The sequence below is a fragment of the Gilliamella sp. B2785 genome, assembly GCF_026537005.1.
In the GTDB taxonomy this organism is placed as follows: Bacteria; Pseudomonadota; Gammaproteobacteria; order Enterobacterales; family Orbaceae; genus Gilliamella; species Gilliamella apicola_E.
The window spans coordinates 157,659-176,171 of the sequence record NZ_JAFNNC010000003.1; the positions used below are offsets into that span (position 1 = coordinate 157,659).

The 18,513-nt window shown below is 34.8% G+C and carries 12 protein-coding genes; 6 read left to right on the forward strand and 6 right to left on the reverse strand.

Going from position 1 to position 18,513, the window contains the following annotated elements:
• Positions 1 to 7: 7 nt before the first annotated feature.
• From J3U24_RS05020 to J3U24_RS05035, 4 genes are all read right to left on the reverse strand, one after another.
• The gene (locus tag J3U24_RS05020; RefSeq protein ID WP_065734743.1) at positions 8 to 1,507 is read right to left on the reverse strand and encodes a UxaA family hydrolase; all 1,500 of its coding nucleotides are present in this window, start codon (positions 1,505 to 1,507) and stop codon (positions 8 to 10) included.
• Between the two features lie 13 nt (positions 1,508 to 1,520).
• Complete coding sequence (locus tag J3U24_RS05025) at positions 1,521 to 2,984, reverse strand: tagaturonate reductase (RefSeq protein ID WP_267337098.1); 1,464 nt, start codon at positions 2,982 to 2,984, stop codon at positions 1,521 to 1,523.
• 48 nt (positions 2,985 to 3,032) lie between these two features.
• Complete coding sequence (gene uxaC / locus J3U24_RS05030) at positions 3,033 to 4,445, reverse strand: glucuronate isomerase (RefSeq protein WP_267337099.1); 1,413 nt, start codon at positions 4,443 to 4,445, stop codon at positions 3,033 to 3,035.
• A 76-nt stretch (positions 4,446 to 4,521) separates the two neighbouring features.
• The gene (locus J3U24_RS05035) at positions 4,522 to 5,787 is read right to left on the reverse strand and encodes an MFS transporter (RefSeq protein WP_065734723.1); all 1,266 of its coding nucleotides are present in this window, start codon (positions 5,785 to 5,787) and stop codon (positions 4,522 to 4,524) included.
• Positions 5,788 to 6,030: 243 nt separating this feature from the next.
• Between J3U24_RS05035 and exuR the strand changes: the two genes are divergently transcribed.
• Positions 6,031 to 6,804, forward strand: coding sequence for a transcriptional regulator ExuR (exuR, locus tag J3U24_RS05040; protein WP_065734724.1), 774 nt, complete (start codon positions 6,031 to 6,033; stop codon positions 6,802 to 6,804).
• A gap of 85 nt (positions 6,805 to 6,889) precedes the next feature.
• On the opposite strand, the gene lolA is transcribed toward exuR, so the two are convergent.
• Positions 6,890 to 7,483: an outer membrane lipoprotein chaperone LolA gene (gene lolA, locus J3U24_RS05045; protein ID WP_065563669.1), complete on the reverse strand. Its 594-nt coding sequence runs from the start codon at positions 7,481 to 7,483 to the stop codon at positions 6,890 to 6,892.
• 168 nt (positions 7,484 to 7,651) lie between these two features.
• Between lolA and J3U24_RS05050 the strand changes: the two genes are divergently transcribed.
• The 5 genes from J3U24_RS05050 (at position 7,652) to J3U24_RS05070 (ending at position 17,508) form a co-directional block, all read left to right on the forward strand.
• The gene (locus J3U24_RS05050; RefSeq protein ID WP_267337101.1) at positions 7,652 to 8,986 is read left to right on the forward strand and encodes a replication-associated recombination protein A; all 1,335 of its coding nucleotides are present in this window, start codon (positions 7,652 to 7,654) and stop codon (positions 8,984 to 8,986) included.
• 624 nt (positions 8,987 to 9,610) lie between these two features.
• Entirely contained in the window at positions 9,611 to 11,896 is a 2,286-nt protein-coding gene (gene nrdA, locus J3U24_RS05055; protein ID WP_267337102.1) for a class 1a ribonucleoside-diphosphate reductase subunit alpha, read from the forward strand.
• Between the two features lie 117 nt (positions 11,897 to 12,013).
• Complete coding sequence (nrdB, locus tag J3U24_RS05060; protein WP_065563756.1) at positions 12,014 to 13,144, forward strand: class Ia ribonucleoside-diphosphate reductase subunit beta; 1,131 nt, start codon at positions 12,014 to 12,016, stop codon at positions 13,142 to 13,144.
• Between the two features lie 736 nt (positions 13,145 to 13,880).
• Entirely contained in the window at positions 13,881 to 16,565 is a 2,685-nt protein-coding gene (glnD, locus tag J3U24_RS05065) for a bifunctional uridylyltransferase/uridylyl-removing protein GlnD (RefSeq protein ID WP_267337103.1), read from the forward strand.
• A 19-nt stretch (positions 16,566 to 16,584) separates the two neighbouring features.
• Entirely contained in the window at positions 16,585 to 17,508 is a 924-nt protein-coding gene (locus J3U24_RS05070; protein WP_220225658.1) for an AEC family transporter, read from the forward strand.
• 23 nt (positions 17,509 to 17,531) lie between these two features.
• Here the strand turns inward: J3U24_RS05070 and J3U24_RS05075 are convergent, their stop codons facing one another.
• Positions 17,532 to 18,188 carry an HD domain-containing protein gene (locus tag J3U24_RS05075; protein WP_267337104.1) on the reverse strand — a complete coding sequence of 219 codons (657 nt, stop codon included), beginning with the start codon at positions 18,186 to 18,188 and terminating at the stop codon, positions 17,532 to 17,534.
• Between the last annotated feature and the right edge of the window lie 325 nt (positions 18,189 to 18,513).

The following is an 18,513-nucleotide window of genomic DNA, read 5'->3' on the forward strand; positions in this document are numbered from 1 at the left end:
TTTTTATCTATAGAGTTACGCCACTTTTCAAAATGGCTAAATTTCTAAAGTTGTTAATTTCGTTACGAGTTTTTTTCCCGCTAGCAATAAGAACGATATAGTCAATAAACTCTATCAACAAAGATTGCATAGAAACTCCTTGTATAAGTTTACCGGCATTAAAATCGATCCAATTGGCTTTCTTATCAGCTAATTGTGTATTAGTCGCAATTTTGACTGTTGGCACAATGCCGCCGTATGGAGTGCCTCTTCCTGTGGTGAAAAGCACCATATGACATCCAGCTGCTGATAAAGCACCAGTAGCTACTGCATCATTACCAGGTGCGCTTAGTAAATTTAATCCATGTCTAGTTAACATTTCACCGTATTTAAGAACATCAATAACTTCACTACCACCCGCTTTTTGCGTACAACCTAAAGATTTTTCCTCTAAAGTTGTAATGCCACCAGCCTTATTCCCAGGAGAAGGGTTTTCATAGATTGGTTGATTATTTGAAATAAAATATTGTTTAAAATCATTGATCATGTGTACAGTCTTGTCGAAAGTCGACTCATCAATACAATGTGACATCAAAATGTTCTCAGCACCAAACATTTCTGGTACTTCAGTAAGAACACTTGTTCCACCATGAGCAATAACATAATCAGAAAACAGACCAAGCATTGGATTAGCTGTAATACCTGAAAAACCATCAGAACCACCACACTCCAATCCAAATTTCAATTCACTTAAATGCCCTACTTCACGTTTATCCTGCTTCATAATGGCATAAAGTTCTCTTAAATGAACCAATGCTGATTCAACTTCATCGGTTTCTTGCTGAGCGATTAAAAATCTAACTCGAGATTCATCATATTCACCTAAACTAGCCTTAAATTCTGAAACCTGATTATTTTCACAACCAAGTCCGATGACCAATACAGCACCAGCATTAGGATGTTTAACTAAATTTTGTAAAATTGTCTTAGTATTTTGATGATCTTGTCCAAGCTGGGAGCAGCCATAAGGATGTTCAAGTACAGTTATACCATCAATTTCTAATTGATTATTTAACTCATCACAAAACTGTTTAACAATTTGTTCTGCTATCCCGTTTATACAAGTTACAGTTGGAATAATCCAAAGTTCATTACGAATACCAACTTCACCATTTTTACGTCGATAAATTTGTACTTCCTTATCGGCAATCTCATGTAACAGATCATTTTTCGATAAAGTAGGTTGATATTTGTAATCATTAATATCACTTAAATTGGTTTTTAAATTATGAGAATGAATATGCTCTCCAGCTTTAATTAAACGAGTAGCATGACCAATTGGTAAGCCATATTTAATAATATTTTCATCTTGCTCAATATCGATAAGGGCAAATTTATGCCCTTGTTTAATAGGATCTTTTAGATCAATTATCTGTCCATCAACGACGATATTTTCTTCATGTGCTTCTAAATCAGATAATGCCACACCGACATTATCTTTATTGTTTATTTTTATATATTTAACCATTGAATCACTCATGTTATTTGCTACCATTAACACATTTTTCAATTGCTTGACGCATTCCCTCTTCGGTTATGACGGTTAAATATTGTGTTAACGTTTGCGCTAATTGAGGAATAGTTAATAGATCATGCTCCCAATGAGCAGTATCTCCTAAAACAACTTTGATTAAATCCTCTAATGAGCTTTTCCCTTCTGCAATGGCTGCCCAACTATTACTGAAGCGTTCTAACCAGATTGCATCATCTTGTAACGGATAACTTTGTCCATTACGCACACCACGATAAAATGCGATCAATGCAGCAAAAGAGAACACCAAATGTTTAGGCAATGTTCCTTTTTCTTTCTGATAATTAATTAATTGAGGAAGAATACGTGTTTTAAACTTAGTCATACTGTTTAAAGCAATTGACATCAACTGATGTTCAATAAATGGATTTTTAAAACGACTAATAACTGATTGAGCAAAATCAACCAATTCTTGATGAGGTAAATCTAAAACAGGGATAATTTCATCAAAAATGGTTTCTTTTATATAAGATAAAATCTGAGCGTCATTCATTGATTCGCCAACAGTATCAATACCTGATAAATAAGCAACAGGAACTAATGCAGTATGAGCACCATTTAAAATAGCTACTTTACGCTCTTTATACGGTTTAATATCATCAACAATTTTGATGTTCATATTGCATTTATCAAGGCATAATTTTTCAGCTAGCCATTGCGGTCCTTGAATAACAAATAGATAAAAATATTCCGCTGAATCAATAAAGTTATCTTTATAACCTAATTCAGTCTCAAGCTCAGCGATTTGTGTTTTTGGGTATCCTGGAACAATTCTATCTACTAAAGTTGAGCAGAATAAATTATCATTTTCAAGCCAATTGATAAATTGGTCTGACAAGTTCCACTGATTCGCATATTTAAGTACTAATTTTTTAAGTGCATCGCCGTTATAATCAATTAATTCACAAGGAATAATAATCAAACCACTTTCTTTACTGCCGGCAAAGTGAACAAATCTTTCATATAAAAATGCAGTCAATTTTGCTGGATAACTCGTTGCAGGTTTATCTGTTAATTTGTCACTTTCAACATAACTAATGCCAGCTTCGGTAGTATTTGAAAAAATAAACTGAATATTCGGATCTTTAGCTAACTCAAGATATTCATCATATTGAGTATATACATTGATTTCGTTATTAACTGAACGAATCAATCTAAACTCTTTCACTGTTTCATTTTGTTCATTTAAACCACGAACAAGCGTTGTATACAACCCATCTTGAATACTTAATGATGGTGGGAAGTCCGTATTTAACGGACGAACCACAACAATACCAGCATCAAGATCAGTTTTTTCATTAAGAATATCTAACTGCCAATCTAAAAATGCACGTAAAAAATTACCTTCGCCAAACTGAACAACACGTGTCGTATATTTTGCACCCGGAAAATCATTTCTGTTTAATGTTTTCATTACTCTAACTCTTCTTTAATTAATCTAATCACAACGACTTAATGCTTTTTAGCTTAGTTCAATACCAAAATAGTTTTTAGCATTATCAAAACTAATATTTTTAACCATTTGACCTAATAATTGGATATCACGTGGTGCTTCGCCATCTTCAACCCAGCGTCCAATCATTCGACATAAAATACGTCTAAAATATTCATGGCGAGTGTAAGATAAGAAACTACGACTATCGGTTAACATACCAACAAAACGGCTTAATAATCCAAGTTGAGCAAGCTGTGTCATTTGACGAATCATGCCGTCTTTTTGATCATTAAACCACCATCCTGAACCAAATTGCATTTTTCCTTGAATACCTGCTCCTTGGAAGTTACCAATCATCGTACCAAGAATTTCATTATCAGAAGGGTTTAAACAATACAAAATCGTTTTTGGCAATGCATCTTGTTTTGCTTGAGCATCTAATAGACGAGAAAGTGGTTGAGCAATAGGTGAATCATTAATAGAATCAAACCCAACATCAGGCCCCATTAAATTAAACATTCTTGAATTATTATTACGCAATGCACCTATATGATATTGTTGAACCCATTCACGTTTGTTGTATTCAACACCTAAGAAAATAAGTACAGCAGTTTTAAATTGAGCAACTTCTTTAGCGGTTAAAACTTCGCCAGATAAACGTTTAGTTAAAATGGTATCTAACTCTTTTTCAGTAGCTTCTTCATAAACAACTGTATCTAATGCATGGTCAGAAATCTTACAACCATGAGCAGCAAAATGATCCATACGTTTTGATAAAGCCTGACAAAGCGCTTGGAATGATGAAATTTCAACATCGGCTACTGCAGAAAGTTTTTCCATATATGCCGCAAAGAATTCTGAATCAATATTGAATGCTTTATCTGGACGCCAGCTTGGTAAAACTTTAACATCAAATGAACTATCTTCTGCAACAGTTTTATGATGAGCTAAATCATCAATAGGATCATCTGTTGTACCTGCCATCTTAACATTCATTTTTTTCATGATGCTACGAGCTGTAAACTCTGGAGTCGCTAACATCTCATTACAAGTATTCCAAATTTGCTCTGCTGTAGAAGGAGATAATAGAACGTTATCAATACCGAAAGGACGACGAAGCTCTAAATGAGTCCAATGATATAAAGGATTACCAATAGTATGAGGAACAGTTTCTGCCCAAGCCTTGAATTTGTCTAAATCACTAATATCAGTACCAGTACAGAATTTTTCGGCAACACCATTGGTACGCATTGCACGCCATTTATAATGATCACCTTTTAACCAAATATCGTATAAATTCTTGAATTGATAATCTTTAGCAATTTGTTCCGGTGGTAAATGGCAGTGATAATCAAAAATTGGCTGATCAGCAGCAAAATCATGATAAAGCTGACGAGAAAATTCGGTATCTAGTAAAAAGTTTTCAGTTAAAAAACTCATTTTATTCTCCATAAATAGTAGTTAACTATTAAAAGATTACAGGAAAATACATCCTGTAATCTTATTAATTTATTGATTAATTTTGATCTGATGATGGTTCTTTCAAAATAGTCCAAACCGCTAAGGCAGCTAAAAGATCTAAACAAGATAAAATTACAAATAAAGGACTAAAGCCAACAGTATCAGCAAGTGCACCAACAATAAGTGCAAAAATAGTACTAGCTAGCCATGCAGCCATGCCGGTAAATCCATTCGCTGTTGCCACTTCATTACGGCCAAATACATCAGACGATAAAGTAATTAATGCTCCTGATAATGCTTGGTGAGCAAAACCACCAATACAGAATAAAAAGATAGCAACATAAGGACTTGAAAATAGACCTATCAGACCAGGTGCAATCATAAGCACACCACCAACCGTCACTACCATTTTTCTTGAATTAATTAAGCTTACTTTAAAATGTTTTTGGAAAAATGGTGACATATAACCACCAAGAACACATCCGACATCAGCAAAAAGCATTGGCATCCAAGCAAAAATAGCGATTTGTTTTAAATCAAAGCCATAAGCTGTGAACATGAATAATGGAATCCATGCATTAAAGGTACCCCATGCAGGCTCTGCTAAAAATCTTGGTAAAGCAATTCCCCAAAAACGGCGGCTGGTTAAAATTTTACTCGCTGGTAATTTTTCATTATTTGAAGTTTGATGACTTGCTTCTTGACCAGATAAAATATATTTTTTCTCTTCTTCAGAGAGACGTTTCTGTTTTGTAGGGTGGCGATAAAGGATTAACCAAAAAATTCCCCAAATAAAACTTAATAAACCACACAATATAAATGCCCATTGCCAGCTATGGAACCAAATTGCCCATGCAACTAATGGTGGTGCGATCATGGCCCCCACTGATGAACCTAAATTAAACCAACCAACCGCGATCGACCTTTCTTTTGCCGGAAACCATTCACTAGTCGCTTTAAGTCCCGCAGGGATCATTGCTGCTTCTGTTGCACCAACAGCACCTCGAGCAAAAGCCAGTCCGATCCAACTACCTGAAAATGCGGTACTAACACAAAATACTGACCACAAAATAGCAAAAACCGCATATCCCGCTCTCGTGCCTAACAAGTCCAAAATATATCCGGCAACTGGTTGCATAATGGTATAACAAGCTGAATAAGAAGCTACCACATATGAATATTGCTGCGTTGTTAATCCCATTACTTCATTAAGAACTGGGGCGGCTACCGCTATCGAATTTCGCGTAAGATAACCAAGAATTGTCCCTACAGTGACTAATGCTATCATATACCATCGTAGGTTTTTTATCGTTTTGTACATCTTTAATTGCTCCTAAATATATAGATATTTTGGCGCATAATAACATGCCTGACAACTAAAAAAGTTGACATACATCACAAAAATGAACTATATCCCTAATAATTAAAGGGATATTTTTTAAACTAAAAAGTTTGTAACTAAAAAATTTAATTAAAAAAATTGGAACAACATTATTTAATTTGAAGCAATTAGATGTTATTTTAAAAGTCTAAAAAAACTTAAAGGATTTATGCAAAATTCATCATGACCCAAGAACAGCACGAGTATCAAAGACTTTATCAAGTTATCGCAACTGAACTTAAAAACCGAATTATTGACGGCATTTATCCAGTAGGAAGCAAATTACCATCTGAAAGATTGATATGTGAAGAACTAAAAGTAAGTCGTTCAGTTGTCCGTGAAGCTATTATTATGCTTGAAGTTGAAGGTTATGTTGATGCAAGAAAAGGCTCTGGAATTCATGTTATAGCTAATAGTTTACAGACCAATATTCTAACCTCACAGAAAGGATTAAATTTTTCTACGACAGGGCCTTTTGAATTATTGCAAGCCCGCCAACTTATTGAAAGTAACATTGCCGAATTTGCAGCAACACAAATTACTAAAGACGACATCGTCAAATTATTAGAAATTCAACATAATGCTAAAAAAGAAGATCATTATCGTGATTCTGATTGGGATCTAAAATTCCATACACAGATTGCCATGATCACACGGAATACCGCTTTAATTACTATCGTTCAAGAAGCTTGGCAGCAAAGAACATTAAACCCATTATGGAAAAAACTTCATGAACATGTACAACAACAAGACATTGAAAGCTGGTGGGATGAACATGACAAAATATTAGATGCGCTAATTAATCGTGATCCCAAAGCGGCTAAGTTAGCCATGTGGCAACATCTAGAGAACACAAAAAAAATGTTATTTGATGCTGCTAGCGAAGATTTTGAAACAAAACGAGATCACTATCTATTTTCAGATAACCCCGTTATTAGTATTAATGAAAATGAGTAGATTCTATTAAAGGCAATACACTTTGCGCCATTGCGCAAAGTGTATTAATTCGCAAAAGTTAAATAATTAACTATTGTTTAAACTATTAACGCTGATCATCAACCGTTACTCCAGCTGGTGGAGTAAACTTAAACTTATCAAGTGCTACCTTACCTAGGGTTTGACGAGATAAATCATAAAAACTACGCTGACCATCTTCCTCGATAATCGTAAAATTTGAAATCATCCCAGTAGGCAAAACAGAAATAACAAAATCTTGGTTAGAACCATCAGTTGGTTTCAATGTAAAAGAGTCTTGTTTACGTGTAACAGTATATGCATTCCAAATAGGATTATGACTATCCGTAATCAAAAGCATTAAACGATTATCCACCGATTTTTTTAAGCTCATTACACTAACTTGTTCAACGGCAGGAGTATAGACCCACATGTTACGCCCATCTGAAATGATTGACGTCTCGTCTGGCTCAGTCATTGTCCAATTAAAGTAATAAGGCCTTGTTACCCACAAATCACCTTTACCTTGTTGAACTGGTTGTTTATCGGCTGTTTTCACATCTTGTGAAAATCGAGCATAAAACCCATCAATTTTAGCTAATCGCTCTTGCAACACCTCTTTATCACCAGCCCATGCTGCACAGCTTGTCATTAACCCAATTAAAATTAAAAACTTCTTCATTACCAATCCTTATGCATTTTGTTTAATACAATAAATTAAACAATCATTTTAATTTAGTTCAAAATATTACCGTTTTTCTGTTAGCTGTGAAAGATATTTTCTTTTCTTTTTCACTTATCAGTTAAGCAGTATATAATAACTGTATTTTGTAAATTTGGATGGTGTAGCATGCCTAGTCTCTCTTTTGAATTTGGGTCAGATGAATTTAAACCTTTAGCGGCAAGGATGCGTCCACGTAATTTATCTGAATATATAGGTCAAAGCCAACTACTTGGTAAAGATAAACCCCTGCCTAAAGCAATTGAAGCAGGTCATTTACATTCTATGATCCTTTGGGGACCACCTGGAACCGGCAAAACCACTTTAGCAGAAATTATTGCGCATCATGCTAATGCCAAAGTAGAACGAATTTCAGCAGTAACTTCAGGGATTAAAGATATTCGCGAAGCGATTGAACGCGCCAAAATTAATCAACAATCCGGAGTAAGAACCATTTTATTTGTTGATGAAGTTCATCGTTTTAATAAAAGCCAACAAGATGCTTTTTTACCTTATGTCGAAAATGGTACAGTAACCTTTATTGGTGCTACCACTGAAAACCCCTCTTTTGAGTTAAATTCAGCACTACTATCCCGTGCCAGAGTCTATCTGCTTAAATCATTAACTAATGAAGATATTGAGCAAATTTTACAACAAGCGATGGATGATCCGGAACGTGGTTATGGCAACCAAAAAATTACGCTACTTGAGGAAACCAGAAAACAGATTGCCGAATTTGTTGGTGGTGATGCAAGACGCGCACTCAACACGCTTGAATTGCTGGTTGATATGTCTGATGGAAAACCATTAACGCCTGAATTACTAAAAGAAGTCATCGGCGAACGTAGTGCAAGATTTGATAATCAAGGTGACCGTTATTATGACCTAATCTCGGCGGTTCATAAATCAATTAGAGGATCTGCACCTGATGCAGCACTTTATTGGTATGCAAGAATCATTTCCGCGGGTGGAGATCCGCTATATGTCGCTCGTCGATTATTGGCTATTGCATCAGAAGATATCGGTAATGCCGACCCAAGAGCAATGCAAGTCGCTTTAGCAGCATGGGACTGTTTTACTCGAGTTGGACCAGCAGAAGGCGAACGAGCTATCGCACAAGCAATTGTTTACCTAGCATGTGCACCTAAAAGTAATGCGGTTTATCTTGCATTTAACCAAGCGATGAAAGATGCAACATCCAAACCTGACTATGATGTTCCAGAACACCTACGCAATGCGCCAACCAGTTTAATGAAAAATTTAGGTTATGGCGCACAATATCGTTATGCACATGATGAACCTAATGCCTATGCAGCAGGTGAAAACTACTTCCCACCAGAAATGGCCGACAGCAAATATTACCACCCAACACAACGGGGTGCTGAGAAAAATTACTCGGAAAAACTGGCTTGGCTAGAGTCTCAAAATAAAGCTAGCACAAATCAGCGCTACAAAAAGAATTAGATTGAATATATTAATAGTTACCGAAAGTTCTTGCTTGAGCAAACATGTTGACTGATCTTAAATTGATCAAACTAAATCATGCATGTTTAAACAAAGTTTTTGGTAAAGTTGTATATACCTAAAAAATTGATTCACTGATAGGTAAATGAGAGATCCTTAGCAAAGGCTTATCCTAGTTCTTGAGCATATTTAATTAAAATTGTATTTGGGAGATAGCCTTAAACAGCTATTATGCTTTATATCCTTATAAAGCTAAATAGCATTATAAAAGCAAATCTCAAGATAAAAATGAATAATATATTGCTAAATATATATAGCTCAATAAACGAAATAGATTCATATTTATGATATGAATTTCGAGTTGTAATTATAGATAGGTAGATCTTATCATTCCCCAATATCTCATTTAGTAAGTAACTACCTATCATTGCCTTTTTTGACAAAAAAAGTTCATATTTCTAAATATCACCCGTAGTCATTGATTTTCGTCAATAAATTAAAGATCACCGCTTATTAAATACACTATATATAGTAATAAAATGATTAATAGGCACTATATATTGTATATTTTGATAAATATCAATTATTATAATCACCATTAAAAACCACAAAAATGGATGGAAAATGAATAAATCAATACTAGTCACAAAACGTGATGGAAAAAAAGAACCTATAAACCTAGACAAAATCCATAAAGTCATTACATGGGCTGCTGAAGGATTAGAAAATGTTTCGGTTTCTCAAGTTGAATTACGTTCGCATATACAGTTTTATGATGGTATTCGCACTTCCGACATTCATGAAACAATCATTCGTGCAGCAGCAGATCTCATCTCTCAAGATGCACCAGATTACCAATACTTAGCTGCTCGATTAGCGATATTCCATTTACGTAAAAAAGCCTATAACCAATTTACCCCCCCACCGCTTTATGAACATGTAAAAAAACTTGTTGCCAGCGAACGTTATGACAAGCATCTTCTTGAAGATTATAGCCAAGAAGAGTTTGAACAAATGGATAAAATTATCGATCACTGGCGTGACATGAACTTCTCTTATGCAGCGGTTAAACAACTTGAAGGTAAATATTTAGTTCAAAATCGAGTGACTGGGGAAATTTATGAAAGCGCCCAATTCCTATATATTTTAGTGGCAGCATGTCTGTTTGCAAATTACCCTAAAAATACTCGACTAGATTATATCAAACGCTTTTATGATGCCGTTTCGACATTTAAAATCTCACTACCCACACCAATCATGGCGGGTGTCCGTACTCCAACTCGTCAATTTAGTTCTTGTGTACTAATTGAATGTGATGACAGTTTAGATTCCATCAATGCTACCGCAAGTGCTATCGTAAAATATGTTTCTCAACGAGCTGGTATCGGTATTAACGCGGGTCGAATTCGGGCATTAGGTAGCTCTATTCGTGGTGGCGAAGCATTCCATACTGGCTGTATCCCATTTTATAAGTATTTCCAAACCGCGGTTAAATCTTGTTCGCAAGGTGGTGTTCGTGGTGGCGCGGCTACCGTATTTTATCCAATTTGGCATTTAGAAGTTGAAAGTTTATTAGTATTACGTAACAACCGAGGTGTTGAAGAAAACCGCGTTCGACATCTGGATTATGGTGTACAAATCAATAAATTAATGTATCAGCGCCTCATTAAAAATGAAAACATTACACTATTTAGCCCATCAGATGTACCAGGGCTTTACGATGCGTTTTTCGCCGATCAAGAGAAATTTGAAGCGCTTTATCATCAATATGAACAAGATGTTAATATCAGAAAACGCGTAGTAAAAGCAGTAGAACTCTTCTCATTATTAATGCAAGAACGCGCATCGACTGGTCGAATTTATATACAAAATGTTGATCACTGTAACACGCATAGTCCGTTTAATGCACAACTTGCGCCGGTACATCAATCTAATTTATGTATGGAAATTGCGTTACCAACCAAACCACTTAATAATGTCAATGACGATAAAGGCGAAATCGCACTTTGCACCCTATCTGCCTTCAATTTAGGTAAAATCGAATCGCTTGACGATTTTGAAGAACTTGCCGACTTAACTGTTCGAGCCCTTGATGCATTACTTGATTATCAAGATTATCCTGTTCCTGCGGCTAAAAACGCATCACTTAATCGCCGTACGCTTGGTATTGGTGTGATTAATTATGCTTATTATTTAGCAAAACATGGCGTTAAATATTCTGACGGCAGTGCTAATAATTTAACGCATCGTACTTTTGAAGCGATGCAATATTATTTATTAAAAGCATCGAATAACTTAGCCAAAGAAAAAGGCGCCTGCCCACTATTTAATGAGACGACTTATTCACAAGGGATCTTACCTATTGATACCTATAAACAAGATCTCGATACAATCACTAAAGAGCCACTACATTATGATTGGGAGTCTTTACGTGAATCAATAAAAACTCATGGTTTACGTAATTCAACTTTATCAGCATTAATGCCTTCTGAAACATCATCCCAAATCTCCAATGCCACTAACGGTATTGAACCTCCACGTGGTTATATCAGCATTAAAGCGTCCAAAGATGGCATCTTAAAACAAGTTGTACCTGAATATAATAAATTAAAAGATCTATATGAATTACTTTGGCAAATTCCAAATAATACAGGTTATCTGCATTTAGTAGGCATTATGCAGAAGTTCATTGACCAATCAATTTCGGCAAATACTAATTACGATCCAACCAAATTTCCGAATGACAAAGTACCAATGAAACAACTTTTAGCTGATTTACTAACTGCTTATAAATACGGTGTAAAAACCCTTTATTATCATAATACACGTGATGGTGCTGAAGATATTCAAGGCGATATTGAACTCACATCAAGTGATGATGGTTGTGAAGGCGGAGCATGTAAAATTTAATGGCCCTGTTTAGCACTATAACAAAAGTGAAGGATAGCGATAAGTTATCCTTACTATTCCTACTTTTTCCGAATATTTAGTGAAAAAGTAAACAAAATTAGGAGTTCGACTATGAGTATGAATTATAGCACCTTCTCACACGTCCATAATGATCAACTTAAAGAACCAATGTTTCTTGGTCAACCGGTGAATGTTGCTCGTTATGATCAGCAAAAATATGAAATGTTCGAAAAATTAATAGAAAAACAACTTTCTTTCTTTTGGCGCCCTGAAGAAGTCGACGTTTCACAAGATCGTATCGACTATGCGGCTTTACCTGAACATGAAAAACATATCTTTATTAGCAATTTAAAATATCAAACATTGCTTGATTCAATACAAGGACGAAGCCCCAATGTTGCCTTACTTCCCCTAATATCTATCCCTGAACTAGAAACATGGGTAGAGACTTGGTCGTTCTCAGAAACTATCCATTCTCGTTCTTATACGCATATCATCCGCAACATCGTCAATGATCCTTCTGTAGTGTTTGATGATATTGTTACCAATAAAGAAATCCAAAAAAGAGCTGGTGATATTGCAGGTTACTACGATGACCTAATTAGCTACGCAAGTTATTACAACCTATTTGGTGAAGGTAAACACACTATCAATAATCGAACCGTCACTATCGACTTGCGTGAACTTAAAAGACGACTTTATCTCTGCTTAATGAGCGTTAATGCCCTTGAAGCTATTCGTTTTTATGTGAGTTTTGCTTGCTCATTTGCCTTTGCAGAACGAGAATTAATGGAAGGTAATGCAAAAATAATCAAATTGATAGCTCGTGATGAAGCGCTTCATTTAACTGGTACTCAATTTATGATCAACACCCTAAGAAGTGGTGAAGACGATCCTGAAATGGCCGAAATCGCCAAAGAGTGCGAACAAGATTGTTATGACCTGTTCTTACAAGCAGCCAATCAAGAAAAAGAGTGGGCAGAATACCTATTTGAAGGTGGCTCAATGATTGGATTAAATAAAGATATCCTTTGCCAATATGTTGAATACATCACCAATATTCGTATGCAAGCTGTTGGGCTTAAATTACCATTTGAAGTAAAATCCAACCCAATCCCTTGGATCAACAATTGGCTTGTTTCCGATAACGTACAAGTCGCACCACAAGAAGCAGAAATGAGCTCATATCTTGTTGGTCAGATTGACTCAGAAATCAGCGAAGATGATTTAAGTGATTTCAAATTATAATTGATAGTAGCTTGCATGGATTGAAAAAATAAAACTGTGCAAGCTATGTTTAATTATTCGCAATCAGTGCCAAACTAAACATTTATCATTTTGATAAATTTAAGTAATTTAGTTCTTCCAAATTTATCTACCCTATTCTTAAGATTAAATAAAATATCAGCAAATGGTATAGACTCCTCAATTATTTTTACACAAAGTATCAAATTACCTTATTCATTAAGTATGAAATGAACTAAGTCATGATTTATTAATACTTATTCTAAGTAACAAAGGATTTGTATTAGGTGAATGTATCCTCAATAAATATTTTAAAACGGTATACACTCCTCAATTATTTTTACACAAAGTATTAACTTACCTTATTCATAAAGTATGAAATGAACCAAGTCATGATTTATTAATACTTATTCTAAGTAACAAAGGATTTGTATTAGGTGAATGTATCCTCAATAAATATTATAAAACGGTATACACTCCTCAATTATTTTTACACAAAGTATTAAATTACCTTATTCATAAAGTATGAAATGAACCAAGTTATGATTTATTAATACTTATTCTGAGTAACAAAGGATTTGTATTAGGTGAATGTATCTTTAATAAATATAATCAAACGGTATACACTCCTCAATTATTTTAACAAAAAAATCAAAAATCAATTTTAAAAGGTGCAAATGCTCTTTAATTAAAAGTAAAGGTATTCTAACTTGACACTCTTTTAAAATCGGGAGACGATATGACAATTGAATTATCTCAATTTGATATGATGACTATGACTAATGCGCATTTGTTTTATTCTGTCTCTCCGCTTAATTTTAATGATAACCAAATCACAGTTCCTTATATAAAACAGCAACTCAATGCGTTTCAACAATGGTCGATTACTCAATTCGAAAACAATGCGGATATTGATGATTTAGTACACCTGCGTAGTCAATTTATCGATCAGCTACTTGAACGTTTATGGCATTACTATCAAATTCCAGAACAAATTTCATCGCTATTTAAAAAAAATCGGATTGCACTTATTGCTGTTGGTGGTTATGGCCGTTGTGAACTGCATCCTTTGTCTGATATCGATATTTTGATACTAAGTGATAACTCACTCACCAAAGAGCTTGAAAAACAGATAGGTGATCTAGTTCGTTTACTTTGGGATCTTCATCTTGATATTGGTCACAGCGTCAGAACATTAAAGACCTGCCTGCAAGAAGCTAAAAATGATATCACAATTATGACAAACTTAATTGAATCAAGATTGATTGCAGGAAGTGAGTCATTACTTAAGGAGCTCCAAACACAGATTTTTAGCGATAAAATTTGGCCTTCGCCAGCGTTTTATCGCGCAAAAATCAAGGAACAACAAGAAAGACATCAGCAATATCATAGCACTACCTATAATTTAGAGCCCGATTTAAAAAATAGTCCTGGTGGCTTGCGTGATATGCAAATTATCCAATGGTTAGCTATTCGCCATTTTGGGGGAGAGTTTTTGCAAAAAATTGGACATTTTGATTATCTCACACCCGAGGAAGTCGAAGAATTCAAAGCCTGTCGCAAATTTTTATGGCGGATGCGTTTTGCCCTGCATTGTGTTATTAACCGCTATGACAACCGCCTACTATTCGATCGCCAGTTAAGCATCGCTAAAATGTTAGGTTATAGTGGAGAAGGAAATGCCCCGGTTGAAAACATGATGCATGATTATTATCGGGTAGCACATAATATTACTGAACTCAATCAAATGCTTTTACAGTTATTTGATGAATCAATATTGAAAAGTTACTCACAATATAAAACTTATGATATCGATGAGCATTTCCAAAGTAGAGATAACCTTATTGATGTTAAACATAATAGTGTTTTTACTGATGATCCGGTAACGATTCTTAAGCTGTTCTATACGCTTTTACTTAATCCTCAAATTACCGGACTTTACTCTAATACCATTAGACAACTCCGTTCTGCAAGGCGAAAACTCACGTATTTATTATGTGAAAAGCCAGAGGCAAGAACGTTGTTTATGAAGATCATCAAACATCCTGATGCAATCAAAAAAGCCATTTTACCCATGCATCAATATGGCATTCTGGCGGTTTATATTCCCGGTTGGCAACAGATTTCAGGAATGATGCAGTTTGATTTATTTCATGCTTATACCGTAGATGAACATACTATCCGTTTATTGCTAGAACTGGATCTTTTACGTTCAGAAGATGGCAAACAAAAACATCCAAATAGTTCAATGGCATTGGCTAAATTATCAAAACCTGAATTGCTTATTATTACCGGATTATTTCATGATATTGGCAAAGGACGGCATGGCGATCATTCGGAAATTGGCGCAAAATTAGTGGAATCTTTCTGTCAATTACATGAATTAGATGCGAAAGATACTGATTTGATTGTCTGGTTAGTTCGTTATCATTTATTGATGTCAGTAACAGCCCAAAACCGTGATCTGCAAGATCCGGAAGTTATTCGTGAATTTGTTCAACTGGTTAAAAGCAAACGACGATTACAGTATTTGCTTTGTTTAACGGTTGCCGATGTTTGTGCAACCAATGAAACCTTGTGGAATAGCTGGAAACAGAGCTTAATGCGTGAGCTTTATCTAACAGCCAAGCGCTCGCTTGATTCTGGCATTCATCAAATACCAGAACAACGCAGTATTGCACGCCAACATAAACAGCAAGCACTAGCTCAATTGCTTGCACAAAATTACGATGAACAATCCATTAAACATTTTTGGCAAAGCTATCGTGTTGACTACTTTTTGCGATATACCGCTGAACAGATTGCTTGGCATGTACAGCTTCTTTTGAACCATGAATTGAATCAAACACTCGTTTCAATTAATCCAAATCCTTATCATGGTGGTACGGAAATAATTATCTACTCATCAGATAGACCTTTCCTATTTGCAGCGGCATGTAATGCTTTAAGTATGCTAAATTTAAGTATTCATGATGCTTTAATTATTACCAATAAAAATGGATTTGCGCTTGATACTTTTATTGTACTTGAACCTAATGGGCAAGTGGTGCCTGAAAATCGTCACCAAGATATCATTCAAACTTTAAATAAAGTTCTTCATCAATCAGTTTATAAAGGTGTGACGATTAAGCCGACTAAACAAAGATTACGATCATTTTCTGTTCCGACTCAAGTTAACTTTGTCTCTTCAATTAACGATACTTATATGGAATTAATCGCACTTGATAAACCGGGATTACTTGCTTGTGTTGGTGAAGTCTTTGCAAAGTTAGACTTATCGTTGAGTAGTGCTAAAATAGCGACAATTGGTGAGCATATTGAAGATCTGTTTATTCTAACAGATAAACACAATAAAGCCCTTGATGATAACACCTGTCAAAAACTACGCGAATCGATAGTATTGGCTATAGATTCAATAAACTAATTATCGAAAAGTTAACACAATGCAATTTTTTATTATTTTATTTCCTATTTTTTCTATTTTTATTGTAGGATTTATTGCCCAAAAAGTTCTGAAGTTTGATGTCGCCAATCTTTCCAAAATGTCGCTGTATGTGCTTTCACCTTTTTTGGCTTTTAAAACGTTTTACACACATACCTTAACCAGTGACTATTTTATCTATATTGCCTATATCTTTGGACTCTGCTTTTCTTTGGTATTTATTGTCAGCATGTGGTCAATTGCTATGCGCTATTCGGTAAAAGAGCGTTGTGCGTTGATTTTAAGTTCATGCTTTATGAACAATGGTAATTATGGCACCCCAGTATTACTGGTGTTTTTTGGATCGCTTGGATTCGATTTAGGTGTCATTATGATGGTGTTACAACAATTTGTTATGAGCACCGTTGGTATTTATTATGCGGCTAAAGGCAGTACACATAGTGATATTGTGAGTCAAAAAGATGTAATAAAAAAAGTGATTAGAATGCCAGTTGCCTATGGTGCTTTTGCCGGAATTATTTTCCAGCTTTGTCACATTCCACTTTCAAAATCTATTATGACTTCAATTGGAATGATCGGTGACTCATCTATTGTCATCATTATGATTATTCTCGGAATGCAGCTGGCTAAAATAAAAATTACCCAACTTGATTACCCAAAGCTCTCATTTGCTTTAACTGCAAGAATGGTTATATCACCAATAGTGGCTTTTGCGATGGTTTATTTTATGCCACTGTCACCCATGTATAAACAAATTCTTATCGTTTTAGCCGCAATGCCAAGTGCAGCCAATACGACCTTAATGTCAGTACAATTTGATACTCATCCTGAACTGGTATCTAGTGCAACTTTGGTGAGTACTTTGTTGAGTTTAATTACATTACCTATTGTTCTTTCAATAATTGGTGCGCCAATACCTATCTAAATAAAAATAATAGATGGATAAAATCAATCAATGCCAAGCCATTCTTGTTCAAATTGATTGACAAATTTAACCAATATTTCATGGCGCTGTTCGGCCATTTGTTTAGCGGTGTCAGTATTCATCATATCTTTAAGTAAAAATAATTTTTCATAGAAGTGATTAATTACGGTATTGGTCTGTTTATAATTTTTTTCATCAAGTTTGATTCGAGGCGGGACATTGGGATCATGCATGATATTGTGTTTATTACCACCATAATAAAAAGTGCGCCCAATGCCAATAGCGCCAATTGCATCAAGGCGATCCGCGTCTTGAACAATTTGCCCTTCGAGCGATAATGTGGCTTTTTGTGAAAGATTTTTTCGATAGGACATATTTTCAATAATATCGAAAATAGCATTAATTTCGGCTGATGTTAATTTCAAACTGCGTAAATACTCTTTTAATTCAATTATGGCACTATCAACATCTTCCGTAACTTTTTCATCAATAACATCATGTAAATAAGCACTCATCAACACAATAAAAGCATTTGCTTGTGGCTGGTGGTTAAGAATTTTTTGGGCTAATTTAACCACTCGCTCAATATGCGCCATATCATGACCAGAAAAATCATGGGAGAGCTTTTGCTTTACATACATTTTAACGTTATTAAGAGTGGTTTGGGGTGATATAGTCATTTTATTATGCTTATTAAAATTTAGTGTAAGATTTTATTAAAACCTGAATATTGTTTATATTACCGCAGTTAAAACTCAACCGCTATTTATCCTTTTAATTAATAATTTTTACAAAGAAATTAATTATAAAAAATGAATAAAATCAATTAAAAAAAATCATTAATCCTAAATTGGTATCATAATTAATGACTGTTTGGCCTCATTTACTAAAAAATGCCTAGTATTTAATGTTTTTTTTATATTTTTTTTAATTTCTTTCGATTGTTTTCACTAATTCCGAGAGGTAGAATGCGCTAATCAAAATTCATAATCAGTGCAACTAACT

What these genes read in the sequence shown, in the direction of transcription:
- J3U24_RS05020 (WP_065734743.1), bottom strand. Translation starts at nt 1,507, where the DNA reads ATGGTTAAATATATAAAAATAAACAATAAAGATAATGTCGGTGTGGCA.
- J3U24_RS05025 (WP_267337098.1), bottom strand. Translation starts at nt 2,984, where the DNA reads ATGAAAACATTAAACAGAAATGATTTTCCGGGTGCAAAATATACGACA.
- uxaC (WP_267337099.1), bottom strand. Translation starts at nt 4,445, where the DNA reads ATGAGTTTTTTAACTGAAAACTTTTTACTAGATACCGAATTTTCTCGT.
- J3U24_RS05035 (WP_065734723.1), bottom strand. Translation starts at nt 5,787, where the DNA reads ATGTACAAAACGATAAAAAACCTACGATGGTATATGATAGCATTAGTC.
- exuR (WP_065734724.1), top strand. Translation starts at nt 6,031, where the DNA reads ATGACCCAAGAACAGCACGAGTATCAAAGACTTTATCAAGTTATCGCA.
- lolA (WP_065563669.1), bottom strand. Translation starts at nt 7,483, where the DNA reads ATGAAGAAGTTTTTAATTTTAATTGGGTTAATGACAAGCTGTGCAGCA.
- J3U24_RS05050 (WP_267337101.1), top strand. Translation starts at nt 7,652, where the DNA reads ATGCCTAGTCTCTCTTTTGAATTTGGGTCAGATGAATTTAAACCTTTA.
- nrdA (WP_267337102.1), top strand. Translation starts at nt 9,611, where the DNA reads ATGAATAAATCAATACTAGTCACAAAACGTGATGGAAAAAAAGAACCT.
- nrdB (WP_065563756.1), top strand. Translation starts at nt 12,014, where the DNA reads ATGAATTATAGCACCTTCTCACACGTCCATAATGATCAACTTAAAGAA.
- glnD (WP_267337103.1), top strand. Translation starts at nt 13,881, where the DNA reads ATGACAATTGAATTATCTCAATTTGATATGATGACTATGACTAATGCG.
- J3U24_RS05070 (WP_220225658.1), top strand. Translation starts at nt 16,585, where the DNA reads ATGCAATTTTTTATTATTTTATTTCCTATTTTTTCTATTTTTATTGTA.
- J3U24_RS05075 (WP_267337104.1), bottom strand. Translation starts at nt 18,188, where the DNA reads ATGACTATATCACCCCAAACCACTCTTAATAACGTTAAAATGTATGTA.